Annotated in this window: 20 protein-coding genes; 12 read left to right on the forward strand and 8 right to left on the reverse strand. The window is 73.1% G+C overall.

Annotated elements, in window-relative coordinates:
• Positions 1–36 precede the first annotated feature (36 nt).
• Genes OHT01_RS22280 through OHT01_RS22300 form a run of 5 tightly spaced genes read right to left on the reverse strand, consistent with a single transcriptional unit; the run spans position 37 to position 4,675 of the window.
• Entirely contained in the window at positions 37–1,257 is a 1,221-nt protein-coding gene (locus OHT01_RS22280; RefSeq protein WP_328554881.1) for a cytochrome P450, read from the reverse strand.
• On the reverse strand, positions 1,254–1,892 hold the full coding sequence (locus OHT01_RS22285) for a GTP-binding protein (protein ID WP_328554882.1): 639 nt from the start codon (positions 1,890–1,892) through the stop codon (positions 1,254–1,256). The genes OHT01_RS22280 and OHT01_RS22285 overlap by 4 nt, the downstream gene beginning before the upstream one ends.
• Positions 1,873–2,229 carry a DUF742 domain-containing protein gene (locus OHT01_RS22290; RefSeq protein ID WP_328554883.1) on the reverse strand — a complete coding sequence of 119 codons (357 nt, stop codon included), beginning with the start codon at positions 2,227–2,229 and terminating at the stop codon, positions 1,873–1,875. Before OHT01_RS22290 ends, OHT01_RS22285 begins: the two co-directional genes overlap by 20 nt.
• Complete coding sequence (locus OHT01_RS22295) at positions 2,226–2,633, reverse strand: roadblock/LC7 domain-containing protein (RefSeq protein WP_328554884.1); 408 nt, start codon at positions 2,631–2,633, stop codon at positions 2,226–2,228. Before OHT01_RS22295 ends, OHT01_RS22290 begins: the two co-directional genes overlap by 4 nt.
• Positions 2,630–4,675 carry an ATP-binding protein gene (locus OHT01_RS22300; RefSeq protein WP_328554885.1) on the reverse strand — a complete coding sequence of 682 codons (2,046 nt, stop codon included), beginning with the start codon at positions 4,673–4,675 and terminating at the stop codon, positions 2,630–2,632. Before OHT01_RS22300 ends, OHT01_RS22295 begins: the two co-directional genes overlap by 4 nt.
• Positions 4,676–4,904: 229 nt before the next feature.
• Between OHT01_RS22300 and OHT01_RS22305 the strand changes: the two genes are divergently transcribed.
• On the forward strand, positions 4,905–7,979 hold the full coding sequence (locus tag OHT01_RS22305) for an FAD-binding and (Fe-S)-binding domain-containing protein (RefSeq protein ID WP_328554886.1): 3,075 nt from the start codon (positions 4,905–4,907) through the stop codon (positions 7,977–7,979).
• A gap of 56 nt (positions 7,980–8,035) precedes the next feature.
• A complete protein-coding gene (locus tag OHT01_RS22310; protein ID WP_328554887.1) occupies positions 8,036–9,160 on the forward strand; it encodes a lipid II:glycine glycyltransferase FemX in 1,125 nt (374 codons plus the stop codon).
• Between the two features lie 28 nt (positions 9,161–9,188).
• On the opposite strand, the gene OHT01_RS22315 is transcribed toward OHT01_RS22310, so the two are convergent.
• Complete coding sequence (locus tag OHT01_RS22315) at positions 9,189–10,166, reverse strand: EamA family transporter (protein ID WP_328554888.1); 978 nt, start codon at positions 10,164–10,166, stop codon at positions 9,189–9,191.
• Between the two features lie 248 nt (positions 10,167–10,414).
• On the opposite strand from OHT01_RS22315, the gene OHT01_RS22320 reads away from it, so the two are divergent.
• The 8 genes from OHT01_RS22320 to OHT01_RS22355 all read left to right on the forward strand — a co-directional run bounded on the left by OHT01_RS22320 (position 10,415) and on the right by OHT01_RS22355 (position 20,652).
• Positions 10,415–11,218 (forward strand): TIGR03084 family metal-binding protein, encoded by an 804-nt coding sequence (locus OHT01_RS22320; protein WP_328554889.1) that lies wholly within the window; start codon positions 10,415–10,417, stop codon positions 11,216–11,218.
• The gene (locus tag OHT01_RS22325) at positions 11,215–12,924 is read left to right on the forward strand and encodes an acyclic terpene utilization AtuA family protein (RefSeq protein WP_328554890.1); all 1,710 of its coding nucleotides are present in this window, start codon (positions 11,215–11,217) and stop codon (positions 12,922–12,924) included. Before OHT01_RS22320 ends, OHT01_RS22325 begins: the two co-directional genes overlap by 4 nt.
• Positions 12,921–14,519 carry an acyl-CoA carboxylase subunit beta gene (locus tag OHT01_RS22330; RefSeq protein ID WP_328554891.1) on the forward strand — a complete coding sequence of 533 codons (1,599 nt, stop codon included), beginning with the start codon at positions 12,921–12,923 and terminating at the stop codon, positions 14,517–14,519. Before OHT01_RS22325 ends, OHT01_RS22330 begins: the two co-directional genes overlap by 4 nt.
• Positions 14,520–14,527: 8 nt before the next feature.
• Positions 14,528–16,453, forward strand: a complete 1,926-nt coding sequence (locus OHT01_RS22335; protein WP_328554892.1) for an ATP-binding protein — start codon at positions 14,528–14,530, stop codon at positions 16,451–16,453.
• A gap of 119 nt (positions 16,454–16,572) precedes the next feature.
• A complete protein-coding gene (locus tag OHT01_RS22340) occupies positions 16,573–17,733 on the forward strand; it encodes an acyl-CoA dehydrogenase family protein (RefSeq protein WP_328554893.1) in 1,161 nt (386 codons plus the stop codon).
• Positions 17,734–17,750: 17 nt separating this feature from the next.
• A complete protein-coding gene (locus OHT01_RS22345) occupies positions 17,751–19,316 on the forward strand; it encodes an AMP-binding protein (RefSeq protein ID WP_328554894.1) in 1,566 nt (521 codons plus the stop codon).
• Positions 19,313–20,047 (forward strand): enoyl-CoA hydratase family protein, encoded by a 735-nt coding sequence (locus OHT01_RS22350; RefSeq protein ID WP_328554895.1) that lies wholly within the window; start codon positions 19,313–19,315, stop codon positions 20,045–20,047. The genes OHT01_RS22345 and OHT01_RS22350 overlap by 4 nt, the downstream gene beginning before the upstream one ends.
• Positions 20,035–20,652, forward strand: a complete 618-nt coding sequence (locus OHT01_RS22355; RefSeq protein ID WP_328554896.1) for a TetR/AcrR family transcriptional regulator — start codon at positions 20,035–20,037, stop codon at positions 20,650–20,652. The genes OHT01_RS22350 and OHT01_RS22355 overlap by 13 nt, the downstream gene beginning before the upstream one ends.
• An 89-nt stretch (positions 20,653–20,741) precedes the next feature.
• On the opposite strand, the gene pdxH is transcribed toward OHT01_RS22355, so the two are convergent.
• The gene (gene pdxH, locus OHT01_RS22360; RefSeq protein WP_328558217.1) at positions 20,742–21,380 is read right to left on the reverse strand and encodes a pyridoxamine 5'-phosphate oxidase; all 639 of its coding nucleotides are present in this window, start codon (positions 21,378–21,380) and stop codon (positions 20,742–20,744) included.
• 441 nt (positions 21,381–21,821) lie between these two features.
• Between pdxH and OHT01_RS22365 the strand changes: the two genes are divergently transcribed.
• A complete protein-coding gene (locus OHT01_RS22365) occupies positions 21,822–22,922 on the forward strand; it encodes a citrate synthase 2 (RefSeq protein ID WP_328554897.1) in 1,101 nt (366 codons plus the stop codon).
• 57 nt (positions 22,923–22,979) lie between these two features.
• Here the strand turns inward: OHT01_RS22365 and OHT01_RS22370 are convergent, their stop codons facing one another.
• Positions 22,980–24,035, reverse strand: a complete 1,056-nt coding sequence (locus tag OHT01_RS22370; protein WP_328554898.1) for an isopenicillin N synthase family dioxygenase — start codon at positions 24,033–24,035, stop codon at positions 22,980–22,982.
• A gap of 681 nt (positions 24,036–24,716) precedes the next feature.
• On the opposite strand from OHT01_RS22370, the gene OHT01_RS22375 reads away from it, so the two are divergent.
• Positions 24,717–26,099: a PAS domain-containing protein gene (locus OHT01_RS22375; protein ID WP_328554899.1), complete on the forward strand. Its 1,383-nt coding sequence runs from the start codon at positions 24,717–24,719 to the stop codon at positions 26,097–26,099.
• The last annotated feature ends 46 nt before the right edge of the window (positions 26,100–26,145 follow it).

Genomic DNA, 26,145 nt, shown 5'->3' on the forward strand with positions numbered 1-26,145 from the left:
CCGGCCGACGGCGCGTCGGCCGGGCGCGACGGTGTCTCAGAGGACGGGTACGGGCGTGAACCGTACGGGCAGTTCGCTCAGGCCCCGCAGCCACGGGGAGGGGCGCCGGGCCAGCGACTCGGCGGGCACCGTGAGGTCGATGTCCGGCAGCCGGTCCAGCACGACCTCGATCCCGGTGCGGGCGATGACCTCCGCGACCTCCTGGGCCGGGAACGGGCAGCGGTGCTCCCCGTGGCCGAAGGAGAAGTGGGCGTTGTTGCCCCCGGTGAGCGCGGAGCTGTCGGTGCGGACCTGGGGGTCGGAGTTGGCGCCCTGGAGGCCGAGCAGCAGCAGATCGCCGGCGCGGACCCGGCGGCCGCCGAGCTGGGTGTCGCGGGAAGCCCAGCGCCCGGCCACGTTCTGGGTGGGGGTGTCCTCCCACAGGACCTCGTTCATGGCCTCGGCGACGCTGTGCCGGCCGCCGAACAGCGAGGCCGCGAACCGCTCGTCGGTGAGCATCAGCCGCAGCGAGTTGCCGATCCAGTCGGCGGTCGGCTGGTGTCCGGCGGCCATCATGACCATCAGGTCCTGGACGATCTCCTCGTCGCTGAAACCGGCGGTGTTCGCGAGCATCCGGGAGACGACGTCGTTGGCCGGCGTCTCCTTGCGGTCGGCGATCAACCGCGCCATGGAGGCGGCGAGATGCTGCTGTCCGGCCAGCGCTCCCTCACGCCCGTTGATCATGTCGTTGAGGGCGGTCACCAGGCCGGGACCCTGCTCGTCCGCGAAGCCGTAGAGCGTCGCCAGGACCCGTACGGGCAGCAGGGCCGCGTAGTCGCCGATGAGGTCCGTCTCGCCCTTGGGGCAGACCGCGTCGATCAGTTCGTCGGCGAACTTCTCCGCCTGGGAACGCAGTTCGAAGGGGTCGACGGCTTCGAGGGCGTCGCTGATCATCGCGGCGCGCTCGCGGTGCCGTTCACCGACGGTGTACAGGATGGAGGGCTGCTTGCGGCCGATCATCGGCAGCAGCGGCCAGTCGTCGGGGATGCGGTCCCACTGGCTCCACAGGTCCGAGTCCCGGCTGAACAACTGCGGGTCGCCGGTCACCTGGTGCAGTTCGCGGTAGCCCAGCACCAGCCACGCCGGGATGTCCCCGTCGAGGACGACCGGTACGACGGAACCGTGGTCGCGCCTCATCTCCCGGTAGAGCTCGGCGGGTTCGGTCTGGAACCGCGGCCCGCCGAGGGGGACGGGCGCGGATGCGGTGGTGGGGGTCACAGCGCCAACTCCGGTGATTGAAGGGCGCCTTCCGCGGCTGCGGCGCCGTGACGGGCGTGGAGGGACTGGAGGTGCTCGATCAGCGTGATCAGCACCCGCTTGCTGGACTCCCGGGAGCGGGCGTCGCAGTCGAGCAGCGGCACGTGCGGGTCGAGGTCGAGGGCCTCGCGGATCTGCGCGGGGGTGTGCGGGGGCCCGCCGAAGTCGTTGCAGGCCACGATGAACGGCGTGCCGTGGTGCTCCAGCCGGTCGATGGCGTACCAGGAGTCGTCGATACGGCGGGTGTCGACCAGGACGATCGCCCCGAGCGTTCCGGAGAACAGCCGGTCCCACAGGAACCAGAACCGCTCCTGACCGGGGGCGCCGAACAGGTACAGGATGTTGTGCGTGTCCAGCGTGATGCGCCCGAAGTCGAAGGCGACGGTGGTCGCGGACTTGGCGCGCACCTCGCTGATGTCGTCGACGGCCTCGCCGGCCTGCGTCATCGTCTCCTCGGTGTTGAGGGGACGTATCTCGCTGACCGAGCGGACGAGCGTCGTCTTGCCGACACCGAAGCCGCCCACGATCACGATCTTGAGGCCGTTGTCGGCGGACGCGGACAGCGGCGCACGAGCGTCAGAGGTTACGGAGTCCAACGAGCACCTGCTCCAGGATGTCGGGATCGGGAAGACCGGAGGGAACAGTGGTGTGCGGGTGGCGCGCGCTGACGCGGCCCATGGAGAGCAGGTCGGAGAGCAGGACGCGGGTGATCGACACCGGCAGCCTCAGCTCCGCCGCGATCTCCACGACCGCCGTCGGCCGTTCGCACATCCGCAGGATCGCGGCGTGCTCGGACTGCATGCCCGCCACCGGATCGCACTCGGCGACCACCAGCGTCACCAGGTCGAAGGGGGTGTCCGGCCCGGACCGGGTGCGCCCTTGGGTGAGGGTGTACAGCCGGTCGGGCGCGTCGTCCCTGCCAGGACGGCTCATGACGACCGGGGCGGTGTGCTCAGGTATTCGCCGAGTTGTTCCACGAGTTCGCTCATGTTGTGCCCGACCAGTCCGGCGTCGGCGTCCTCGGCGGTGACGACGGCGAGGTGCGCGCCGTCGCCGGCCTCCACGATGAACAGCACCCCTCCGTAGAACTCGGCCATCGCCGAGCGCACGCCCCCGCTGCCGTCGCCGAACTCCACGGACGCCCCGTGGGACAGCGACTGGATGCCGGCGGCGATGGCGGCGAGCTGGTCGGCCTGGTCGACCGACAGCTCCGGAGTGCGGCACAGCTTCAGGCCGTCGCGGGAGAGCACGAGCGCGTGCCGGGCGCCCGGGGTGCGCTCAAGGAGGCCCTCGATGAGCCAGGTGAGCTTCTCGTCGGCGGTGATGGTGCCGGTCATGGGGTGGTGTCGCCTTCCGGGAGCGCGTGCGTGGTGGTGGACGTGAGGGAAGCGGTGGGGCCGGCGCCCTGGGCGCCGGCATCGTCGCCGGCGTCGTCCGCGTCCGGCCCGGACCGCCCGTCCGGGCCACGGCCCTCGACCTGCGGACGGCCCTCGGCCTGCGGACGTCCGTCGGCCCGGACACGGCCCTCGGCCCGGACACGGGTTTCGCCGTGCGGACGGTCCTCGGCTGCGACGCCGTCCGCAGCCCGCGGATGGTCCTTGGCCTGCGGACGGTCCTCGGTGCGGGCGCGGTCGTCGCCCTGTGCGCCGTCCCCGGGCCGGGCGCGGTCCGCGGGGCCCGCGGTCGCCTCGGGCTGCGCGGGATCGGACGCTGCGGCCTCGGGGGTGCCCGTCGCCGTGCCGCGAACCGCCTGCCGGAAGCTGCCGAAGCGGGCCGCCGACCGGCTCTTGGGGTCGTCGCCGGTACGGGGTTCCGAGGCGGCCGGGGGCGTGGCGTGCGAGCGGCTGCGCTCGGCGTGGGCGAGGGTGCGTCCGCGGCGGCGCTTGGGCAGGCCGCCGGTGGACGCGGGCCCCTGCTCGTGCCGGGGCGAGTCGTGGGTCGGCACGGGGTCCGGGTCGAGGTCGTCGGCCGCGCGGGCGGCGGCGTACGACACCGGGGACGCGGGGGATTCCTGGGGCGGCCGGGACTCCTGCGAGCCCTGCGAGGCGTGTGACCCCCGGGACTCCGGCGATTCCCGGCCGGCCGGGGACCGCGGCGCGGAGGTGCGGCCGTCGACGGCCGCCGGGGCCGACACGACGGGCTCGGGTCCGGCCGACAGCGGGGTCGTGCCGTGCGGGGCGTTCGCCGGTGTGAGGAGGTCCTGCGGGATCAGGACGAGAACGCCGGTGCCGCCACGGGCGGAGGGCCGGAAGGAGACCTTCAGGCCGTACTTGCCGGCCAGCCGGCCGACCACCGCGAGGCCGAGGCGGGTGCCGGTGAGTCCGCCGAGGTCGGACGCGTTGACGATGCCCCCGGTGACGGCGCGTTCGGCGCGCCGCAGCTGGACGTCGCCCATCACCAGACCGCTGTCCTCGACGGAGACGATGACACCCGCCGGGACCTCCTCGACGTACACATGCACTTCGGCGGTGGGGGGCGAGAAGTTGGCGGCGTTGTCGAGGAGTTCGGCGAGCGCGTGCATGACGCCCTCGGCGGCGTGTCCGGCGACGGCGGCCCCGCTGGTGGAGTGGACGCGCACGCGCTGGTAGCCGCCGATGCGGCCCATGGCGCCGCGCAGGATCGACTCCATGACGATCGGGCGGGCCCAGCGGCGTCCCGAGCGCGCACTCGTCAGGACGGCGACGGAGTCGGCGAGCCGGCCCGCCTGCGCGGTGCGGTGGTCGAGGTGGAGGAGGTCGGCGAGGACGTCCTCGTCGGAGTGTCTCTCCTCCATGGCCCGCAGGTCGGCGAGCATGCCGGTGGACAGCGCCTGCATGCGCGCCGCCGCGTTGGCGGTCGCCGCGACCGCGGCGGTCCGGTTGCTGTCGGCGTGCCGGGCACGCTCGGAGAGTTCGGTGTTGTGCTCGGTGAGCCGGTCGCGTTCGCCGATGAGCAGCGCCCGCTCCTCGGCGAACTCCGCGGTGAGCCGGTCACGTTCGCGCGCGGCGGCCTCGGCCAGACGGATCCGTTCCTGGGCGGCGGCCTCGGCCGCGCGGGCTCGGTCGCGGGCGGCGTCGTCCGCGAGCCGTGCCCGTTCCTGGCCGAACTCCTCGGCCAGTCTGGCCCGTTCCTGCAGGAGCCGGCCGGCGTCCTGGGTCACGTTGTCGAGGCGACGGCGCGTCAGTCGCGTGGTCTGTACGGCGCGGGCGGCCACCGTGACGGCCGCGCACAGCAGCGCCGCGGCGATGCCGGTACCCCAGGCGAGGGGGACGCGGGCCGGTTCGGGCGCCAGCAGGACGGCTGCCACCACCGCGACCGCGGCCGGGACGGCGGCGGTCAGCGCGGCTCTTGCCGTGGCGCGCGGGGTGGGTCGTTCGCCGGAGGGCAGGGGCGGGGTCATCAATCGGTCCTCGGTCGTGTTCTTGGGGGGAGAACGTGTCCTCGGTCGTGTCCTCGGTCGGTCCTGGGCGAGAAGCGACACCTGGTGCTCAACTCGCCGTCACTATATGAGAGTTCGTGATCCGATTGGGAAGCTTCGGGAAGCGGTTTCATGATCGCCCCGGCATATCGGGGTCTTTCGGGTGCGCGGCCGGGCGGCCGGCACCGGTGTCCGGCGGCATCCTGGAGACATGACGGATCTGGGTGGACGGCCGGAGGAACAGCCGGAAAGCGCGGAACTGCGGTCCGAGCTGACGAAGACCGTGCGCGGCGAGGTCTCCTTCGACGTGACCGCACGGGCGCTGACCACCATGGACGCGTCCAACTACCGGCGCGTACCGCTCGGTGTGGTGGCCCCGCGCGACGCCGACGACGTGGCCGCGGTCCTCGCCGTGTGCCGCTCCCGCGGGGTCCCGGTCGTGGCGCGCGGCGGCGGCACCTCGATCGCCGGACAGGCCACCGGCACCGGCGTCGTCCTGGACTTCACCCGCCACATGAACCGGATCGCCGAGCTCGACCCGGACGCCCGTACCGCCGTCGTCCAGCCCGGAGCCGTCCTCGACCACCTCCAGGAGGCCGCCGCCCCGCACGGCCTGCGCTTCGGCCCCGACCCCTCCACCCACGGCCGCTGCACCCTCGGCGGAATGATCGGCAACAACTCCTGCGGCTCCCACTCGGTCGCCTGGGGCACCACGGCGGACAACGTCCGGGAGCTGTCGGTCGTCGGCGCGGGCGGGGACAGGCTCCGCCTCGGCCGCGACTGGCGGGGCGCCCCGGACGGCCTGCGGGCCCTGGTCGAGGGCGAGTTGGCGCTGCTGCGGACCGGCTTCCCGGACCTCCCGCGACGGATCTCCGGGTACGCCCTGGACGCGCTGCTGCCCGAGCGGGGCGCGGACGTGGCCCGCGCCTACTGCGGCTCCGAGGGCACCTGGGGCATCCTCACCGAGGCGGTCGTACGACTGGTCGAGGCACCCCGCGCGCGGGCGCTGGCCGTCCTCGCCTACCCCGACGAGAGCGCCGCCGCGGACGCGGCCGCCGGTCTGCTGCCGCTGGGGCCGCTGACCGTGGAGGGGATGGCCGCCGACCTCGTGCCCGCGAACGCGGGGCTGCCGCGAGGCGGGGCCTGGCTGTTCGTGGAGACGGGCGGCGGATCACCGGCGGAGGCCCGTGCGCACGCCGACACGATCGTGAGGGCCGCGGACGTGCAGGACGCCCTGGTGGTCACCGACCCGGCGGGGCAGCGGGCGCTGTGGCGGCTGCGGGAGGACGCGAGCGGCACGGCGACCCGCATCCCGGACACCGTGGGCGGCCCGCAGCCCGGCCGGGGCCCCGGGCCCGGCGGCGAGGCCTGGCCCGGCTGGGAGGACTGCGCCGTGCCGCCCGCCCGGCTGGGCGCGTATCTGCGGGACTTCCGGGCCCTGCTCGCGGCCCACGGCCTGCGCGGCACGCCGTACGGGCACTTCGGCGACGGCTGCATCCACGTCCGCATCGACTTCGACCTGATCTCCACGGCGGGCGTCGCCCGCTTCCGCCGCTTCTCGGAGGAGGTCGCCCACCTCGTCGTCTCGCACGGGGGTTCGCTGTCCGGCGAGCACGGCGACGGGCAGGCGCGCGCGGAACTGCTGCCCGCGATGTACGGCACCGAGATGGTCCGCCTCTTCGAGAGGGCCAAGGACCTCTGGGACCCGGACGGCCTGCTCAACCCCGGCATGCTCGTCCGCCCGCACCGGCTGGACGAGAACCTGCGGTTCGCGGTCCTGCCGGACCGACCGGTGGACGTGGAGTTCGGCTATCCGGCGGACGGTGGCGACTTCTCGGCGGCGGTGCGCCGCTGCGTGGGCGTCGCCAAGTGCCGTACGGCCTCGGTGCCGGGCGGCGACGACGTCATGTGCCCCTCCTTCCGCGCGACCGGCGAGGAGGAGCACTCGACGCGCGGGCGCGCCCGGCTGCTGCACGAGATGCTCGCCGGTGAGATCGTCACCGGCGGATGGCGTTCGACGGAGGTCCGCGACGCGCTGGACCTGTGCCTGTCCTGCAAGGGATGCCGGTCCGACTGCCCGGTCGGCGTCGACATGGCCACGTACAAGGCGGAGTTCCTCCACCACCACTACGCGGGCCGCCGCCGCCCCGCCGCGCACTACGCCCTGGGGCGGCTGCCCTTCTGGCTCGCGGCGGTGACCCGTACCCGCTCGGCGCGCCTCGTCAACTCCCTCGCATCCGTACGTCCGCTGGCCGCCCTCGCCAAGCGCCTGGCGGGTGTCTCACCGGAACGGGAGATCCCGCGGCTGGCCCCGGAGACGTTCAGCCAGTGGTGGTCGGCCCGGTTCCGGGACCGGGTGCGGGCATACATGCGCGAGCGGCGCCGGGGCGGTCCGGGCGAGGGAACGGACGAGGGAGGGAGCGGGGGCAGGCGGTTCGCGAGCGGACTGTTCCCGGGCTTCGGCGGGAGGACGGTCCTCCTGTGGCCGGACACCTTCACCGAACACCTGGAACCCTCCGTCGGACGCGCGGCCGTACGGGTCCTGGAGACCGCGGGACTTGCCGTGCTGCTGCCCCCGAGGACGGTGATGCGGCACGGGCCCATCGGTGACGGCGTCACCCGCGGCCCCCTCCTTCTCGGCACGCTGCTGCCGCGCCGCCGCCACCGGGTGTGCTGCGGACTGACGTACGTCTCGACCGGCCAGCTCGACCGCGCCCGCACGGTGCTCCGCCGCACCCTCGACCTCATGGAGTCCTACCTCGTCATGGACGACCTCGCGGTCGTCGTCCTGGAGCCGAGCTGCGCCGCCGCGCTGCGCACGGACCTGCCCGAGCTGCTGCACGACGATCCGCGCGCGGCACGGCTGGCGGCGGCGGTGACGACCTTCGCGGAGGCCCTGGAGCGGTACGCGCCGGACTGGACGCCGCCCCGCCTGGACCGGCCGGCCGTCGGCCAGACGCACTGCCATCAGCACGCGGTCCTCGGCGACGGGGCCGAACGCCGGCTGCGCGAGGCGGCGGGTCTGACCGGCACCCTCGCGGGCGGCTGCTGCGGTCTCGCGGGCAACTTCGGCTTCGAGAAAGGCCACGAGGAGGTGTCGCGGGCCTGCGCGGAGGAACAGCTCCTCCCGGCGGTACGGGCGGCCGACGACACCGCGGTGGTCCTCGCCGACGGCTTCTCCTGCCGCACCCAGCTGGCCCAGCTGAGCGACCGGCGGGGCCGCCACCTGGCGGAGGTACTGGCCGAAGCGCTGGAGAACGGCCCGCGGGGAGCCGGGCCCGCGTGACCCGCGTCAGTACGCTGGCGATTCCACCGGCTTGAGGACTTCGAGGAGCACCGAGCATGACCCTCCGCCTGCAGGCGATCACCCGTGACGAGCACCTGGCGTTCGTCCGCTCGCGGCCCTCGGCCAGCCATATGCAGGTGCCCTCATGGGGTGACGTCAAGCCGGACTGGCGGGCGGAGAGCCTCGGCTGGTTCGACGAGGGCGGGCGGCTCCAGGGGGCCGGTCTCGTGCTGCTGCGCCCGCTGCCGAAGGTCAAGCGGTACCTCGCCTATCTGCCCGAGGGCCCCGTCATCGACTGGCACGACCCGGACCTCGCCGACCGCTGGCTCCGGCCGATGCTGGCGCATCTCAAGTCACGCGGCGCGTTCACGGTGAAGATGGGCCCGCCCGTGGTCGCGCGCCGCTGGAGCGCGGACACGGTCAAGGCGGCCATCGCCGATCCGGCGGCGCGGCGGCTGGGCGAGGTGACGGCGACCTCGTACGAGCCGGGTGCCGCCGAGATCGCCGACCGGCTGCGGGGGATGGGCTGGCAGCGGACCGAGCCCGGTGACGAGGACGGCTTCGCCGCGGGGCAGCCGCGCTACGTCTTCCAGGTCCCCTTCGCCGGACGGTCCCTGGAGGAGATCCACAAGGGCCTCAACCAGCAGTGGCGGCGCAACATCAAGAAGGCCGACAAGGCCGGCGTCCAGGTGGTCCGGGGCGGCTACGACGACCTGCCCGCCTTCTACGAGCTGTACGCGGAGACGGCGCAGCGCGACCGTTTCATCCCGCGCCCGCTGTCCTACTTCCAGCGGATGTGGACCGCGCTGACCGCCGAGGACCCCGACCGCATGCGGCTCTATCTCGCCCGCCACGACGGCGACGTCCTCGCCGCGGCCACCATGATCACCGTCGGCAGCCACGTCTGGTACTCCTACGGCGCGTCCACCAGCCGCAGGCGCGAGGTCCAGCCCAACAACGCCGTCCAGTGGCGCATGATGACCGACGCCCACGCGCTCGGCGCCGCCGTCTACGACTTCCGCGGGATCACCGACACCCTCGACGAGACCGACCACCTCGTCGGTCTGCTCCGCTTCAAGGCGGGCGCGGGCGGCGAGGCCGCGGAGTACCTCGGCGAGTGGGACTTCCCCATCAACCGGGTGCTGCACAAGGCGCTCGGCCTGTACATGGCCCGCCGCTGACCCGTCCGGGAGCGGGCGAAACCGTGTCCTAGGCGTCCAGGTCCGCTTCGAGCCGCTTGGCCTTCCCGCGGCCCACCTGCGTACGCACCGCGCCCATGCTCGCCGCGATGACCAGGGCGATGGCGAGGGACTCGGTGAGGGAGAGGGCCTGGTCCAGGACGAGGAAGCCGGCGACGGCGGCCACGGCCGGTTCCAGGCTCATCATGATGGCGAAGGTGGCGGCGGGCAGGCGGCGCAGGGCGAGGAGTTCCAGGGTGTACGGGAGGACCGAGGAGAGCATGGCCACCGCGGCGCCCAGGGCGACCGTCGTCGGGACGAGCAGCCTCGAACCCGACTCGACGATCCCGAGGGGCAGGAACGCCACCGCCGCGACGACCATGGCCAGGGCGAGGCCGTCGGCCTGGGGGAAGCGCCGGCCCGTCCGCGCGCTGAAGACGATGTACGCCGCCCACATGGCGCCCGCGCCCAGGGCGAAGGCGACGCCCAGGGGGTCGAGGCTGCTGAAGCCCCCGCCTCCGCCGAGCAGGAAGACACCGCCGAGGGCGAGGCCCGCCCAGAGCAGGTTCACGGCGCGGCGGGAGCTGAGGACGGAGAGCGCGAGCGGACCGAGCACTTCGAGCGTGACGGCCGTGCCGAGCGGGATGCGGGCGACCGACTGGTAGAAGAGGCCGTTCATCGCGGCCATGGTGAAGCCGAAGACGACCACCGTGCTCCAGTCGGCGCGCGAGTGCCCGCGCACCTTCGGGCGGCACACCAGCAGCAGCACGATCGCGGCGACCAGCAGCCGCAGGGTCACCACGCCGAGGGCGCCCACCCGGGGCATCAGGCTCACCGCGAGAGCGCCGCCGAACTGCACCGAGATCCCTCCGGCGAGAACCAGGCCCACGGGCCCGAGGGCGCCGCGCCGGCCGGGGCCGTCCGCCGTGGGCGCGCCGGCCGTGGGCACGGGTGCCAGGGCGGGGGCGGCCGAGGCCGGGGAGGACGGGGCGGCGCTGGGCGTGTTCACGGGGCCTTCCAGGGGATCGACTCGGGTTCGTTCATCGTGCTGCACCTTCTGGTCCAGAGTAATGGACTCCGTCAGGCGTGTGAACTGGTTATGCAACTGTCCCAGAGAAACGGACGGGATGCCCGCGCGCCCCGTGCCGAACGCCGGGCCAGGGGTCCGTTCCGAATTAATGCAAGCATGCTTGCTTGTTTCTTCGGGCGCTGGCATGCTCCGTGCCACACACCGTCGTGTCCCGAGGGGAGCGCATCGTGTCCGACGCGTCGTCCGTGGTCTCCGTGATCGGCGATCTGCACCGGGAGAGTGAGGATCTCGACCGGTTGGTGGGGGAGTTGAGCGAGAAGCAGTGGGCGCTCGACACGCCCGCCGCGGGCTGGACCGTCGCCCACCAGATCGCGCATCTCGCCTGGACCGACCGGTCCGCCCTGCTCGCCGTCACGGACGCCGGGGCCTTCGCGAAGGAGGTCGAGAAGGCGCTCGCCTCTCCCGACGGCTTCGTGGACGAGGGCGCGGAGGCGGGCGCCGCCCAGCCGCCCGCCCTGCTGCTCGCCGGCTGGCGCGAAGGGCGGACGGCCCTGGAGACGGCCCTGCGCGCGGCACCCGCCGGAACCAGGTTCCCCTGGTACGGCCCGCCCATGTCGGCCGCCTCCGTGGCGACCGGCCGGCTGATGGAGACCTGGGCGCACGGACAGGACGTCGCCGACGCGCTGGGTGTGGTGCGCGAACCCACCGACCGGCTGAAGCATGTGGTCCGCATTGGGGTGCGCGCCCGTGACTTCGCCTTCGCCGTGCACGGTCTCGCCGCACCCGCCGAAGAGTTCCGCGTGGAGCTGGACAGCCCCTCCGGCGAGATGTGGGCGTACGGCCCGGCCGACGCCGCGCAGCGCGTCACCGGACCCGCCCTCGACTTCTGCCTGCTGGTGACCCAGCGGGCCCACCGCGCCGACCTGGCCGTACGGGCGGCCGGTCCCGACGCCGACCGCTGGCTCGACATCGCCCAGTCCTTCGCCGGGCCGCCCGGCGCCGGGCGCGAGCCCAAGGAGACCGGCCGGTGACCCCGGGAGCCGAGAAGCGCCCGCTGCGCATCGGTAACGCCTCCGGCTTCTACGGCGACCGCTTCGACGCGATGCGCGAGATGCTCACCGGCGGCCCGCTCGACGTCCTCACCGGCGACTACCTCGCCGAACTGACCATGCTCATCCTCGGCCGCGACCGGCTGAAGGACCCCGGACGCGGCTACGCCAAGACCTTTCTGCGCCAGTTGGAGGAGTGCCTCGGCCTCGCCCACGAGCGCGGCGTCCGCCTGGTCACCAACGCGGGCGGCCTGAACCCGGCCGGACTCGCCGACGCCGTGCGCGAGCTGGCCGGGCGTCTCGGCATCCCGGTCCGCGTGGCCCACGTCGAGGGCGACGACCTCACGCACCGGTACCCCGGCAGCCTCGCCGCCCACGCCTACCTGGGCGGAGCCGGCATCGCCGCCTGTCTGCGCGAGGGCGCGGACATCGTCGTCACCGGGCGTGTCACCGACGCGGCGCTGGTCACCGGCCCCGCCGTGGCCCACTTCGGCTGGGGGCCCGGTGACCACGACCGGCTCGCGGGCGCCGTCGTCGCCGGACACGTCCTGGAGTGCGGCACCCAGGCCACCGGCGGCAACTACGCCTTCTTCGCCGACCACGATCCGGCCCGGCTGCGCCACCCCGGCTTCCCGCTCGCCGAACTCCACGAGGACGGTTCGAGCGTCATCACCAAGCACGACGGCACCGGCGGCCTCGTCGACGTCGGCACGGTCACCGCGCAGCTCCTCTACGAGACCCAGGGCGCCCGGTACGCGGGCCCCGACGTCACCGCCCGCCTCGACACGGCCGTGCTCACGCAGGAGGGCCCGGACCGGGTCCGGATCGAGGGGGTGCGCGGTGAGGCCCCGCCGCCCACGCTCAAGGTCGGCCTCAACAAGCTGGGCGGATTCCGCAACGAGGTCGTCTTCGTGCTGACCGGCCTCGACATCGAACGCAAGGCGGAGCTCGTGAAGGCCCAGTTGGAGACCGCCTTCGACACCGCCAAGTCCCGCCCGGCGGAGGTCCGCTGGGACCTCGCCCGCACGGATCACCCCGACGCGCCCACCGAGGAGACCGCGAGCGCCCTGCTCCGCCTCGTCGTCCGCGACCGGGACCAGAGCGCGGTCGGCCGGGCGCTGAGCGGAGCCGCGGTGGAACTGGCGCTGGCGAGCTACCCCGGATTCCATGTGATGGCGCCACCTGGAGCGGGCTCGCCCTATGGGGTCTTCGAGGATGTGTACGTCCCCCATGGTGCCGTGGACCATAGGGCGGTCCTCTATGATGGGCGCGGGATCGCCGTGCCCCCGGCCCAGGACACGCTCGTACTGGAGACTCCCGAAGAACCGCCGCTGCCCGAGCCGTTGCCCGTGGGGCCGACCCGGCGGGCGCCGCTCGGGCTGGTCGCGGGGGCGCGCAGCGGGGACAAGGGCGGGAACGCGAATGTCGGCGTCTGGGCGCGCACGGACGACGCCTGGCGGTGGCTGGCCCATCACCTGACGACGGACACGTTCCGGGGTCTGCTGCCGGAGACCCGTGAACTGAGGGTCGTCCGGCACGTCCTGCCCAACCTGCGCGCCCTCAACTTCGTGGTGGAGGGCATCCTCGGCGAGGGCGTCGCGTCCCAGGCCCGTTTCGACCCCCAGGCCAAGGCCCTCGGCGAATGGCTCCGCTCCCGTCACCTGGATATCCCGGAGGCCCTGTTGTGACCGTGTTTTCCTCCGCGCTCGACATCAAGTCCCCCGAGTACGCGGCCCATCGCGAGACGATGCTCGGCAAGCTCGCGGACCTGGAGACCGAGCACGCCAAGGCACTGGCGGGCGGCGGCGAGAAGTACGTCGCCCGGCACCGCAAGCGCGGCAAACTCCTGGCGCGTGAGCGGATCGAGCTGCTGCTCGACCCGGACACGCCCTTCCTGGAGCTGTCGCCGCTCGCCGCCTGGGGCAGCGACTACGCGGTGGGCGCCTCGCTCGTCACCGGTATCGGCGTGGTCGAGGGGGTCGAGTGCCTGATCACGGCGAACGACCCGACCGTGCGCGGCGGCGCGAGCAACCCCTGGAGCCTGAAGAAGGCGCTGCGGGCGAACGACATCGCGCTCGCGAACCGGCTGCCCTGCATCAGCCTGGTCGAGTCGGGCGGCGCGGACCTGCCGTCCCAGAAGGAGATCTTCATCCCCGGGGGCGCGATCTTCCGCGACCTCACCCGGTTGTCGGCGGCCGGAATCCCCACGGTGGCCGTGGTCTTCGGGAACTCGACGGCTGGCGGCGCCTACGTCCCCGGCATGTCCGACCACGTGATCATGGTCAAGGAGAAGGCGAAGGTCTTCCTCGGCGGGCCGCCGCTGGTGAAGATGGCCACGGGTGAGGAGAGCGACGACGAGTCGCTGGGCGGCGCGGAGATGCACGCGCGCGTGTCGGGCCTCGCGGACTACTTCGCCGTCGACGAGCGGGACGCGCTGCGCCAGGCCCGCCGGGTCGTCGCCCGGCTCAACCACCGCAAGGCGTACGGCGATCCGGCTCCGGCCGAGCCCCCCAAGTACGACGAGGACGAACTGCTGGGAATCGTCCCCGGCGATCTGAAGCACCCCTTCGACCCGCGCGAGGTGATCGCCCGGATCGTCGACGGCTCGGACTTCGACGAGTTCAAGCCGCTGTACGGGACGAGCCTGACCACCGGCTGGGCGAGTCTGCACGGCTATCCGGTCGGCATCCTCGCCAACGCGCAGGGCGTGCTGTTCAGCGCCGAGTCCCAGAAGGCCGCCCAGTTCATCCAGCTCGCCAACCAGCGCGACATCCCGCTGCTCTTCCTGCACAACACCACCGGCTACATGGTCGGCAAGGAGTACGAGCAGGGCGGCATCATCAAGCACGGCGCGATGATGATCAACGCGGTGAGCAACTCGCGGGTCCCGCATCTGTCGGTGCTGATGGGCGCCTCCTACGGAGCCGGCCACTACGGGATGTGCGGGCGCGCCTACGACCCGCGCTTCCTGTTCGCCTGGCCCAGCGCCAAGTCGGCCGTGATGGGCCCGCAGCAGCTCGCGGGCGTCCTGTCGATCGTCGCCCGGCAGTCGGCCGCCGCGAAGGGCCACCCGTACGACGACGAGGCCGACGCGGCGCTGCGCGCCATGGTGGAGCAGCAGATCGAGTCCGAGTCGCTGCCCATGTTCCTGTCCGGGCGGCTGTACGACGACGGGGTCATCGACCCGCGCGACACCCGCACCGTCCTCGGCCTGTGCCTGTCCGCGATCCACACGGCGCCCTTCGAGGGCGCGCGCGGTGGCTTCGGCGTCTTCCGGATGTGAGGGATCTCGTGATTTCGAGTCTGCTGGTCGCCAACCGGGGCGAGATCGCCTGCCGGGTCTTCCGCACCTGCCGCGAGGCCGGGGTGCGCACCGTCGCCGTCCATTCGGACGCCGACGAGAACGCCCTGCACACGCGAGTGGCGGACGCGGCGGTGCGGTTGCCGGGCGCGACGCCTTCGGAGACGTATCTGCGGGGGGATCTGATCGTGCGGGCCGCGCTCGACGCGGGCGCGGACGCGGTGCACCCGGGGTACGGGTTCCTGTCGGAGAACGCCGATTTCGCGCGGGCGGTGATCGACGCCGGGCTGGTGTGGGTCGGTCCGTCGCCCGAGGCGATCGAGGCGATGGCCTCCAAGACCCGGGCGAAGAAGCTGATGGGGCTCGCGCCCCTGGAGCGGGTCACCGCCCAGGACCTGCCGGTGCTGGTCAAGGCCGCCGCGGGCGGCGGCGGGCGCGGGATGCGGATCGTCCGCGAACTGGACGATCTGGACGCCGAGTTGGAGGCGGCCCGCGCGGAGGCGCTGAGTGCCTTCGGGGACGGTGAGGTGTTCGTCGAGCCGTACGTGGAGGGCGGCCGGCACGTCGAGGTGCAGATCCTGGCCGACGCGCACGGCACGGTCTGGCCGCTGGGCACCCGTGACTGCTCCCTCCAGCGCCGCCACCAGAAGGTGATCGAGGAGGCGCCCGCTCCCGGGCTCGGGGACGAACTCACGAACACGCTCTACGAGTTGTCGGTGCGCGCCGCGCGCGCCGTGGACTACGTGGGCGCCGGAACGGTCGAGTTCCTGGTCGCCGACGGCACCGCGCACTTCCTGGAGATGAACACCCGTCTCCAGGTCGAACACCCCGTGACGGAAGCGGTGTTCGGGATCGATCTGGTAGCGCTGCAACTGCGGGTCGCGGAGGGCGGGCGGCTGGAGAACGAGCCCCCGCCCGCACGCGGTCACGCGGTGGAGGCCCGGCTGTACGCGGAGGACCCGGCGGGCGCGTGGGCCCCGCAGACGGGCACCCTGCACCGGCTCGCCGTCCCGGACGGCGTCCGGCTGGACACCGGGTTCACCGACGGGGACTCCGTCTCCGTCCACTACGACCCGATGCTCGCGAAGGTCGTCGCGCACGGCGCCACCCGTGCGGAGGCCGTGCGGAGACTGGCGGGCGCCCTGGAGCGGGCCACGATCCACGGTCCGGTCACCAACCGGGACCTCCTCGTCCGGTCGCTGCGGCACGAGGAGTTCGCCGGGGCCCGGATGGACACCGGGTTCTACGACCGCCACCTCGGCGCGCTGACCGCGCCCGCCCCGGACCCGTACGCCCCGCTCGCCGCCGCCCTGGCGGACGCGCACGGCCGGTCGCGGTTCGGCGGCTGGCGGAACCTCGCGTCGCAGCCCCAGACCAGGCGCTACCGGATGCACGGCGAGGAGCACGAGGCCGCCTACCGGCACACGCGTGCGGGGCTCACCGCCGACGGGGTGCGCGTGGTGCACGCCGACGCGGGCCGGGTCGTCCTCGAAGTGGCCGGTGTGCGGCGGACGTTCGAGGTCGCGCGGTACGCCGACGGCCAGGTCTTCGTGAACGCCACCGCGCTCACCGAGCTCCCCCGCTTCCCCGATCCGGCCGCGGACCGGGCTCCGGGGTCGCTGCTCGCGCCGATGCCCGGCACCGTGGTCCGGGTCGCCGAGGGCCTGGCCGAGGGGGCCGTCGTACGGGCCGGAGACCCCCTGCTGTGGCTGGAGGCGATGAAGATGGAGCACAGGATCGCCGCGCCGACGGCGGGGACGCTCACCGCCCTGCACGCCGTCGTCGGGCAGCAGGTGGAGGTGGGCGCGCTGCTGGCCGTCGTGCGCGAGGAGGCGGCACGGGACGGGGACGCGCACGAACCGCCGGAGCGGGAACAGGCAGAGCAGGAACAGGCAGCCGGGGGCGGCACCCGGTGAGCGCGCGCCCCGTCACCGGGGCGCCGACCGCACCACCGCGCGGCTGTCCGCCGGGCGGGCCCGAACAGCTACGCACAGACCGCAGTTTCCGTATCGAACCTCCGTACCGAGGAGCCGTCATGAGCCCTGTCACAGAGACCGACGAACACAAGGCGCTCCGCTCCGCGGTCGCCGCGCTCGGCAAGCGCTACGGCCGCGAGTACATGACCAAGACCGTCGCCGAGGGCGGCCACCCCGACGAGCTCTGGTCCGAGGCGGGCAAGCTCGGCTACCTCGGGGTGAACCTGCCGGAGGAGTACGGCGGGGGAGGCGGCGGCATCGCGGAACTGTCCATCGTGCTGGAGGAGTTGGGCGCGGCGGGCTGTCCGCTGCTGATGCTCGTCGTCTCGCCCGCCATCTGCGGCACGGTCATCGCCCGCTTCGGCACCGAGGAGCAGAAGCGGCAGTGGCTGCCGGGCCTGTCGGACGGCACCCGCACCATGGCGTTCGGCATCACCGAGCCCGACGCCGGCTCCAACTCGCACCGGATCACCACCACGGCCCGCCGTGACGGCACCGACTGGGTCCTGACCGGCCGCAAGGTGTTCATCTCCGGTGTCGACATCGCCGACGCGACGCTCATCGTGGGCCGCACCGAGGACGCGCGCACCGGCAGCCTCAAGCCCTGCCTGTTCATCGTCCCGCGCGACGCCGAGGGCTTCGGGCGGCGCCAGATCGACATGGAACTGGCCAGCGCCGAGAAGCAGTTCGAGCTCACCCTGGACGAGGTGCGGCTGCCGGCCGACGCGCTGGTCGGCGACGAGGACGCGGGACTGCTGCAACTGTTCGCCGGGCTCAACCCGGAGCGGGTCATGACGGCCGCGTTCGCCATCGGCATGGGCCGCTTCGCACTCGCCAGGGCCGTCGAGTACGCACGCGACCGCACCGTCTGGAAGGCGCCGATCGGCGCCCACCAGGCCATCGCCCACCCTCTGGCGCAGGCCCACATCGAACTCGAACTGGCCCGTCTGATGATGCAGAAGGCGGCGTTCCTGTACGACTCGGGGGACGACATCGGGGCGGGAGAGGCCGCCAACATGGCCAAGTACGCTGCCGGGGAGGCCTGCGTGCGGGCCGTCGACCAGGCGGTGCACACCCTCGGAGGCAACGGCCTCACAAGGGAGTTCGGCCTGGCCTCGCTGATCACCGCGGCGCGCGTGTCTCGTATCGCACCGGTCAGCAGGGAGATGATTCTCAACTACGTCTCCCACCAGACCCTGGGCCTGCCCAAGTCGTACTGAGCGCTCTAGGAGGAACCGTGTTCCGCAGCGAGTACGCAGATGTACCGGCCGTCGAGGAACCCATCCACAGCGCCGTCCTGGGCCGCGCCGCGGAGCGCGGCGACAGGCCCGCGCTCATCGACGGCGTCGACGGCACCACGCTCACCTACGGCCAACTCGACCTGTTCCACCGGCGGCTGGCCGCCGCGCTCGCCGAGGCGGGACTGCGCAAGGGTGATGTGCTGGCGCTGCACAGCCCCAACACCATCGCCTTCCCGACGGTGTTCTACGCGGCCACGCGCGCGGGGGCGTCCGTCACGACGGTCCATCCGCTCGCCACGCCCGAGGAGTTCGCCAAACAGCTCAAGGACAGTTCGGCCCGCTGGATCGTCACCGTCTCGCCCCTGCTGGAGGCCGCCACCAGGGCCGCCGAACTCGCGGGCGGGGTGCGGGAGATCTTCGTGTGCGATCCGGCGCCGGGACACCGGTCGCTGGCCGACCTGCTGGGCACCGGCGCACCCGAACCGGAGGTCGACATCGACCCGGTGGAGGACGTGGCGGTACTCCCGTACTCCTCGGGCACCACGGGCGTCCCCAAGGGGGTGATGCTCACCCACCGCTCCATAGCCACCAACCTCGACCAGCTCTCACCGGCCGTCCCGATGGGCCCGGACGACCGCATCCTCGCCGTGCTGCCGTTCTTCCACATCTACGGACTGACGGCGCTGATGAACGCGCCCCTGCGACAGGGCGCCACCGTCGTCGTGCTGCCCCGCTTCGAACTCGACACGTTCCTGGGCGCCGTCCAGGAGCACCGCATCACCGCCCTGTACGTGGCGCCGCCGATCGTCCTCGCACTCGCCAAGCACCCGGCGGTCGCGGAGTACGACCTGTCCTCGCTGAGGTACATCATCTGCTCGGCCGCGCCCCTGGACGCCGCGCTGGCGGCCGCCTGTTCGGCCCGGCTCGGGCTGCCGCCGGTGGGTCAGGCGTACGGCATGACGGAGCTGTCGCCCGGCACGCACATCGTCCCGCTGAGCGCCGAGAACCCGCCCCCCGGGACGGTCGGCAAGCTCGTCGCCGGCACCGAGATGCGCATCGTCTCCCTCGACGACCCGGACAAGGACCTCGGTGTCGGGGAGGCCGGCGAGATCGTCGTCCGGGGACCCCAGGTCATGAAGGGCTATCTGGGCCGCCCCGACGCGACCGCCGCGATGATCGACCCGGACGGCTGGCTGCACACCGGCGACGTCGGTCATGTGGACGCGGACGGCTGGCTGTTCGTCGTGGACCGCGTCAAGGAACTCATCAAGTACAAGGGCTTCCAGGTCGCCCCCGCCGAACTGGAGGCGCTGCTGCTCACCCACCCCGGCATCGCCGACGCCGCCGTCATCGGGTCCTACAACGAGGACAACAACGAGGTCCCGCACGCCTTCGTGGTGCGCCAGCCCTCCGCCGCGGATCTCTCCGAGGGAGAGGTGATGATGTACGTCGCCGAGCGCGTCGCCCCGTACAAGCGGGTCCGGCTCGTCACCTTCATCGACACGGTCCCGAGGGCCGTCTCCGGGAAGATCCTGCGCCGCGAACTGCGAGGCCTGTCATGACCGTCGTCCGCACCGCCCACGAGCGTGCCGTCACCACCCTCACCCTGGACTCGCCGGACACCCGCAACGCCCTGTCGGCCGCTCTCGTGGGCGAGCTGGCCGACGCCCTCACCCGGTGCGGCAAGGACGGCGACGTCCGCGCGGTCGTCCTGACCCACACCGGGAACACCTTCTGCGCGGGCGCCGACCTGCGCGACCCCCCGCCCCCGGAGGCCTTCGTCGGCCTGCTGCGGCGGATCGTCGAGCTGCGCAAGCCCGTCGTGGCCCGGGTGGAGGGACACGTCCGGGCGGGCGGCCTCGGCCTGCTCGGGGCCTGCGACATCGCGGTGGCGGGCCCGGCGGCGAGCTTCGCCTTCACCGAGGTACGGATCGGGGTCGCCCCCGCGGTGATCTCGCTCCCGCTGCTGCCCCGCGCCGACCCGCGCGCACTCGCCCGCTACTACCTCACCGGCGAGCGCTTCGACGTCGCGGAGGCGGTCCGCACCGGGCTCCTGACGGCGGCGGGCGACGACGTGGACGCCGTACTCGCGCCCGTTCTGGACGGGCTTCGCCGGTCCTCCCCGGACGGCCTCGCCGAGACGAAATCGCTGCTCACGGCTAAGGTGCTGGAGACCTTCGACCGGGACGCGGCGGACCTGACCGCGCTCTCGGCCCGGCTGTTCTCCTCCGCGCAGGCCCGTGAGGGGATGACGGCCTTCCTCGAACGACGGGATCCCGCATGGGTGGTGTGAGCGCGACGGAACACGCGGCACGTCCTCCGCACGTCCCCAAACAGGACCGCAGCCGGGCCACCCGGCAGCGGCTCCTGGCCGCCGCCGTGGCCTGCCTCGCCGAGCACGGCTGGGCGGGTTCGACGGTCTCCGTCGTCGCCGAGCGCGCCGGGGTGTCCCGGGGGGCCGCCCAGCACCACTTCCCCACCCGCGAGGACCTGTTCACGGCGGCCGTCGAGTACGTCGCCGAGGAACGCTCCACCGCGCTGCGCGCCCTGTTCCCCGACGGGCCGGCCGACCGGCGGGTCGTCGTCGCAGCCCTCGTCGGCCTCTACACCGGGCCGTTGTTCCGTGCCGCCCTCCACCTGTGGGTCGCGGCCTCCAACGAGGACCAGCTCCGCTCCCGGGTGACCGAGCTCGAAGCCCGCGTCGGCCGCGAGAGCCACCGCATCGCGGTGGACCTGCTGGGCGCGGACGAATCCCGGCCCGGGGTGCGCGAGACGGTGCAGGGCCTGCTCGACATGGCGCGCGGGCTCGGCCTGGCGAACCTGCTCACCGACGACGCCGCGCGCCGCGAGCGGGTCGTGGCGCAGTGGGGGGCGATCGTGGAGGAGACGCTGGGCTGAGCGGGCCCGGGCACCGCGCATCAGGCCGGTATCTCCGCCTCCGCCTCCGCCTCCGCCTCCGCTTCCGCTTCCGCTTCCGCCTCCGCCGGTCAGGGGCTGAGCCGCTCGATCCGCCAGCTTCCGTCGGGCTCGGCCACGTAGCGGAGCCGGTCGTGGAGGCGGTTCTCGCGGCCCTGCCAGAACTCGACCGTCTGCGGGGCGATCCGGAAACCGCCCCAGTGCGGCGGCACCGGCACCTGCTCGCCCTCCGGATGGCGCGCGCTCAACTCCGCGTACGAGACGTCCAGTTCGGTGCGCGAGGAGATGACGGCGGACTGGGTGCTCGCCCAGGCGCCGAGCTGGGAGCCGTGCGGGCGGGTGCGGAAGTACGCGGCGGTCTCGTCCCGCCCCGTGCGACGCGCCGTCCCGGTGACGATGACCTGCCGGGCCATCGGGTGCCAGGGGAAGAGCAGCGAGATGTACGGGTTCTGGGCCAGCTCGCGGGCCTTGCGCGAGTCGTAGTTGGTGTAGAAGACGAAGCCCTGCTCGTCGTACTGCTTGAGGAGCACCGTGCGGGAGCTGGGCCGGCCCTCGGCGTCCGCCGTGGAGACGACCATCGCGTTCGGCTCGTGCACGAAACCGTGCACCGCGGCCTGCGCCGCCTGCTTGAACCAGCGGGAGAACTGCTCCATGGGGTGCGCGGCGAGATCGCCCGCGTCGAGGCCCTCGGCGCGGTAGTGCGCCCGCATGGCGGCAGGGTCGTCGGCGAGTTCCTCGTCCGCGGCCTCTGCGGCCTCGGCCGCGCGCCGGATGATGGGCTCGGTCGTGGATTCGTCCGGGAAACGATCGTTCACGCGGTCATCCTGCCGTATCCGGGCCCGCTCCCGGGCGGGTGTGCTTCATCACGCAGTGGCACTCAGTGCCGCGTACTCTCCCCAAAGGTGGCACTCGGGGATATCGTGCTGGTGCCGTTCCGGTTGGAGGACCAGCCGGACGGGGCATCACCGGGGTGACCGCTTTCGGACCGCGAGTCGGCGGAGACTGATCGAGAGGCCTTCGAGAGCCTTCGTGGAACGACCGCGCGGACGGCCGGCGAGCCGCCTGGCCGTCGACCGCCACCCCACCAGGGGAACCAGGTCGTCCCCATCCCGACAACACCATCCGTCGCACACATCACGAGGAGCCGCCTGATGTCCGACTTCGTACCCGGACTCGAAGGAGTCGTCGCGTTCGAGACGGAGATCGCCGAACCGGATAAGGAGGGCGGCGCTCTCCGGTACCGGGGCGTCGACATCGAGGACCTCGTCGGCCATGTCTCCTTCGGCAACGTCTGGGGACTCCTCGTCGACGGCGCCTTCAACCCCGGCCTGCCGCCCGCCGAGCCGTTCCCGATCCCCGTCCACTCCGGCGACATCCGCGTCGACGTGCAGTCCGCGCTCGCCATGCTCGCCCCCGTGTGGGGCCTCAAACCCCTCCTGGACATCGACGAGCGGCAGGCCCGCGAGGACCTCGCCCGCGCCGCCGTGATGGCTCTGTCGTACGTCGCCCAGTCCGCCCGCGGCCAGGGCATGCCGATGGTCCCGCAGAACGAGATCGACAAGGCCCACTCCGTCGTCGAACGGTTCATGATCCGCTGGCGCGGCGAGCCCGACCCCAAGCACGTCGCCGCCGTCGACGCCTACTGGACCTCGGCCGCCGAGCACGGCATGAACGCCTCCACGTTCACCGCCCGGGTGATCGCCTCGACCGGCGCGGACGTCGCCGCCGCGCTCTCCGGCGCCGTGGGAGCCATGTCGGGTCCGCTGCACGGCGGCGCCCCCTCCCGCGTCCTCGGCATGATCGAGGAGATCGAACGCACCGGGGACGCCGACGCCTACGTCCGGCACGCCCTCGACAAGGGCGAACGCCTGATGGGCTTCGGCCACCGCGTGTACCGCGCCGAGGACCCCCGCGCGCGGGTGCTGCGCCGCACCGCGCGCGAGCTCGGCGCCCCCCGCTTCGAGATCGCCGAGGCGCTGGAGAAGGCCGCCCTCGCCGAGCTCCACGCCCGTCGCCCGGACCGTGTCCTCGCGACGAACGTCGAGTTCTGGGCGGCCATCGTCCTCGACTTCGCCGAGGTGCCGGCGCACATGTTCACCTCCATGTTCACGTGCGCCCGTACCGCCGGCTGGTCGGCGCACATCCTGGAGCAGAAGCGCACGGGCCGTCTGGTGCGCCCCTCCGCGCACTATGTGGGCCCCGGCTCCCGGGGCCCCCAGGAGATCGAGGGATACGGCGACATCGCGGGCTGACCGCGCACCGATCCCGCGCACCGGCCCCACGCGCCGGTCCGCGTCCGCCGCCGGTCATCACGCCGGAGCCAGCAGCTCCGCGTGGTGGCGGGCGGCGACGAGCGGGTGCGCCCGCAGCTTGCCCTTCAGCTCGTTGAACCCGTACTCGGCGAAGAGCGGGTTCGACGGGTCGTCGGTGACTCCGGGCGCGGTGGAGGCGTGCGGGAAGGGCAGCGGCTCGACGCGGGCGTCGAGGCGCGGGTTGTAGAAGAAGGGCACCGAGTAGCGCTCGGTCGCCCCGGCCGGGCTCACCACCCGGTGGTTGGTCGCCACGAGATACCCGTTGGTCGCGACCTCCAGGAGCTCGCCCAGGTTGACCACGAAGGCCCCCGGCAGCGGCGGCACGTCGTGGAAGCGGCCGTCCTCGCGTTGCACCTGGAGTCCGCCGACCTGATCCTGGAGCAGCAGCGTCAGGAACCCGTAGTCCTTGTGCGCGCCCACGCCCTGGTCGGCGCCGTCGCCCGCGTTCCCCGGATACCTCACCAGCTTCAGATGCGGGTGCGCCCGCTCGCCGAAGACCGGGTCGTAGAAACCGGCGGGGGCCCCGATGGCGGTCAGCAGCTCACGCAGCAGCCGTGCGGCGACCGAGCTCAGGCGTTCGATCCAGGCCAGCGCGGCCGTGCGCAGCTCCGGCAGCGAGGCGGGCCACTGGTTCGGCCCCTCCAGCCACCAGTACGCGGGCTCGCCCGGACCGGGTGTCCGCGCGGGGCGCTCGGCGCCAATGTCGAGCTGGTCCCGCCAGTCCCGGCTTCCGCCGGTCAGCTCGTCACCCGTACGTGTGTACCCGCGGAAGTGCGGCGAGCCGATGTTGTCGATGGCCAGCCGGTCCGCCTCGGGGAGCGCGAAGAACCGGTGCATCGCCCGCAGCAGAGCGCCCGTCTCGGCCTCGGTAACCCCGTGCCCGATGAGCTGGAAGAACCCCACGTCGTGGGCGGCGCTGTGCAACTGCGCGTGCAGCAGCGCCCGTGCCTGCGGGCCGCGGTCGGCCGCGGAGAGGTCGATGATCGGGAGCTGCTGGTACGAGGGGAGGTGCCGCCCGTTCGGGGCAGGCGTGAAAGACGTGTTCGTCGTCATGAGATGCGTCCGCGGGGTGTACGGGTGCCCGGGCGGCCGCCAGGGGTGGGGCGGGGGCCACGGGTGCCGGGTGAAGGAGGAGCGGTGCGAAGGGGGCCGGTCAGGCGGAGCGCCGACAGCCCATGCTCGTGACGCGCACGAAATCCACGTGGCGGCGTCGGACCAGCATCGGAGGCATGGCCACAGCGTACTGCTGTCCGCGCGATCCACCAGTGAGCCCGCTCACACCCGCCGGACGCCGGCTTCCGGTGAAACGCGAACGACCCGCGAGCTCGGGTCCCTCCGCCTGACGGCGGTGGGGCCGGCCGGACGCACCGGCGAGCTCGCGGGTCGGGTGACTGCGTTGGATTGGGCCGGCTGCACGCACTTCACACATGCTGGTCCGGCGCCGAACCGAGTCCGACAACGGGCCGCTAGCCCGCAGTCACCTCGTATGTCCGGGTTTCCGTCATGAGCCGAACCACCTCCTCTCCTACGTGTGGAGAACTCTAGGAACACATCCCGGAAGCCTCAACCGATTTACTCGGGACCCCTGGGGCACGCGGTGCGGAAATCCGGCGTGCAACGTTTTCGTCCAATCTTCCGGGAACGAGGTGTGGGCTGGGTCACGTTCGAGTTGAATGGTGACCAGTGAGCGAACTGTCGCGCCGTACACACGGACGCAGCCTGCAGGGGGTCCAGGTGAGTGCTTCCCGGCGTAGTGGGACCACCGACGAGCTGGGGCCCGACGAGCCCGAGCGGGACGGGTCGGATCTGCTTGCCGCCCTGCTGGACGGCATGGACGCGGCCCTGTGCGCCTTCGACGCCGACGGGGTCCTCACCCACTGGAACCGCGAGGCCGAGCGCATCCTGGGGTGGACGGCGGCCGAGGCCGTCGGGCGGCGCGGCTTCGCCGACTGGGCCGTGCGGACCGCGGACGCCGAGGAGGTCGAGGCGCGGCTGATGTCCGCCATGGAGGCCCCCGGCCGCCAGGTGCACGAGTTCGCGCTCCTCACCAAGGACGGCGGGCGTGTCCTCGTCCGCACCCAGTCCGCCGCCGTCCGCGGCCCGGACGGCAAGCCGGCCGGGGTGTACTGCGCCTTCAGCGAGGTGCACACCCAGATCGACCTCGAACGGTCCATCGCCCTCAGTGAGGCGCTCTTCCAGGACGCCGGCTGGGGCGTGGTGCTCGTCGACGCCGACCTGCGGCCCGCCGTGGTCAACGCGTACGCCGCGCAGGCACTCGGGACCGGCCGCACCTCCGTCCTCGGCCGCCCCCTGGGGGAGCTGCTCTCCCAGGGCGTCGAGGAACTGGAGAGCGCCCTCACCCACGTCCTGTCCGAGGGCGCGCCGCCGGTACCCGCGGAGATGTGGGTGAGCGTGCGCGCGCCGGAGGGGGAGCGGCGGCGGTGCTGGCTGAGCGGCTTCGTGCGGCTCGCCTCGCCGCTCGCGGAGGAACCCGTCCCGCTGGGCGTCGGCTGGCTCTTCCAGGACGTGACCGAGGCCAAGCAGACCGAGCAGGAGGCGGCGCTGCTGCGCTTCCGCGCCAACCAGCTCCACCGTGCCGCGCGGGCCGCGGCCGAGTGCGAGGACCCGGGCGAGGCCGCCACCGTGCACCTCGACTTCGCCCTCGCGGGCTTCGCCGACCACGCCCTGGTCGACCGGGTGGCCGGGGGCCGGCTCGCGGACGGGGCGGGTCCCGTACGGCTCGTACGGACCGTCGCGACCCCGGCCGGGTCGCCCGGACCGAGCCTCGTCACCGGGAAGGCCGGGCTGCCGCTGCGCTACGGGGAGGGGCATCCCGCGCTCCAGTGCGTGGAACGCGCCGGGTCGGTGCGGGCCGACGCGGGCGCCGCCGACCCGGAGCAGGCGCGCGAGTGGGCGCTCGCCCGCCAGTGGCCGAGGGACTCCGTGCACGCCCTGTGCGCGGTGCTGCGCAGTCGCGGGCGGACGCTGGGAGTCGTGACGTTCCTGCGGACCGCGGGCCGCAGCCGGTTCGAGCGCGCGGACGCGATGTACGCCGAGGACGTGGCCGTACGGATCGCGATGGCCCTGGACCTGGAGGAGCTGACGGGGAAGCCCTGAGGACTCCTCCGGAGCCCACGCGTGCTGTCCCCGGGGCGCGGGCGGG

This window comes from Streptomyces sp. NBC_00358, from assembly GCF_036099295.1.
Lineage (GTDB): Bacteria > Actinomycetota > Actinomycetes > Streptomycetales > Streptomycetaceae > Streptomyces.

What these genes read in the sequence shown, in the direction of transcription:
- OHT01_RS22295 (WP_328554884.1), bottom strand. Translation starts at nt 2,633, where the DNA reads ATGACCGGCACCATCACCGCCGACGAGAAGCTCACCTGGCTCATCGAG.
- OHT01_RS22370 (WP_328554898.1), bottom strand. Translation starts at nt 24,035, where the DNA reads ATGACGACGAACACGTCTTTCACGCCTGCCCCGAACGGGCGGCACCTC.
- pdxH (WP_328558217.1), bottom strand. Translation starts at nt 21,380, where the DNA reads ATGCGGGCGCACTACCGCGCCGAGGGCCTCGACGCGGGCGATCTCGCC.
- OHT01_RS22350 (WP_328554895.1), top strand. Translation starts at nt 19,313, where the DNA reads ATGACCGTCGTCCGCACCGCCCACGAGCGTGCCGTCACCACCCTCACC.
- OHT01_RS22310 (WP_328554887.1), top strand. Translation starts at nt 8,036, where the DNA reads ATGACCCTCCGCCTGCAGGCGATCACCCGTGACGAGCACCTGGCGTTC.
- OHT01_RS22300 (WP_328554885.1), bottom strand. Translation starts at nt 4,675, where the DNA reads ATGACCCCGCCCCTGCCCTCCGGCGAACGACCCACCCCGCGCGCCACG.
- OHT01_RS22290 (WP_328554883.1), bottom strand. Translation starts at nt 2,229, where the DNA reads ATGAGCCGTCCTGGCAGGGACGACGCGCCCGACCGGCTGTACACCCTC.
- OHT01_RS22355 (WP_328554896.1), top strand. Translation starts at nt 20,035, where the DNA reads ATGGGTGGTGTGAGCGCGACGGAACACGCGGCACGTCCTCCGCACGTC.
- OHT01_RS22365 (WP_328554897.1), top strand. Translation starts at nt 21,822, where the DNA reads ATGTCCGACTTCGTACCCGGACTCGAAGGAGTCGTCGCGTTCGAGACG.
- OHT01_RS22340 (WP_328554893.1), top strand. Translation starts at nt 16,573, where the DNA reads ATGAGCCCTGTCACAGAGACCGACGAACACAAGGCGCTCCGCTCCGCG.
- OHT01_RS22305 (WP_328554886.1), top strand. Translation starts at nt 4,905, where the DNA reads ATGACGGATCTGGGTGGACGGCCGGAGGAACAGCCGGAAAGCGCGGAA.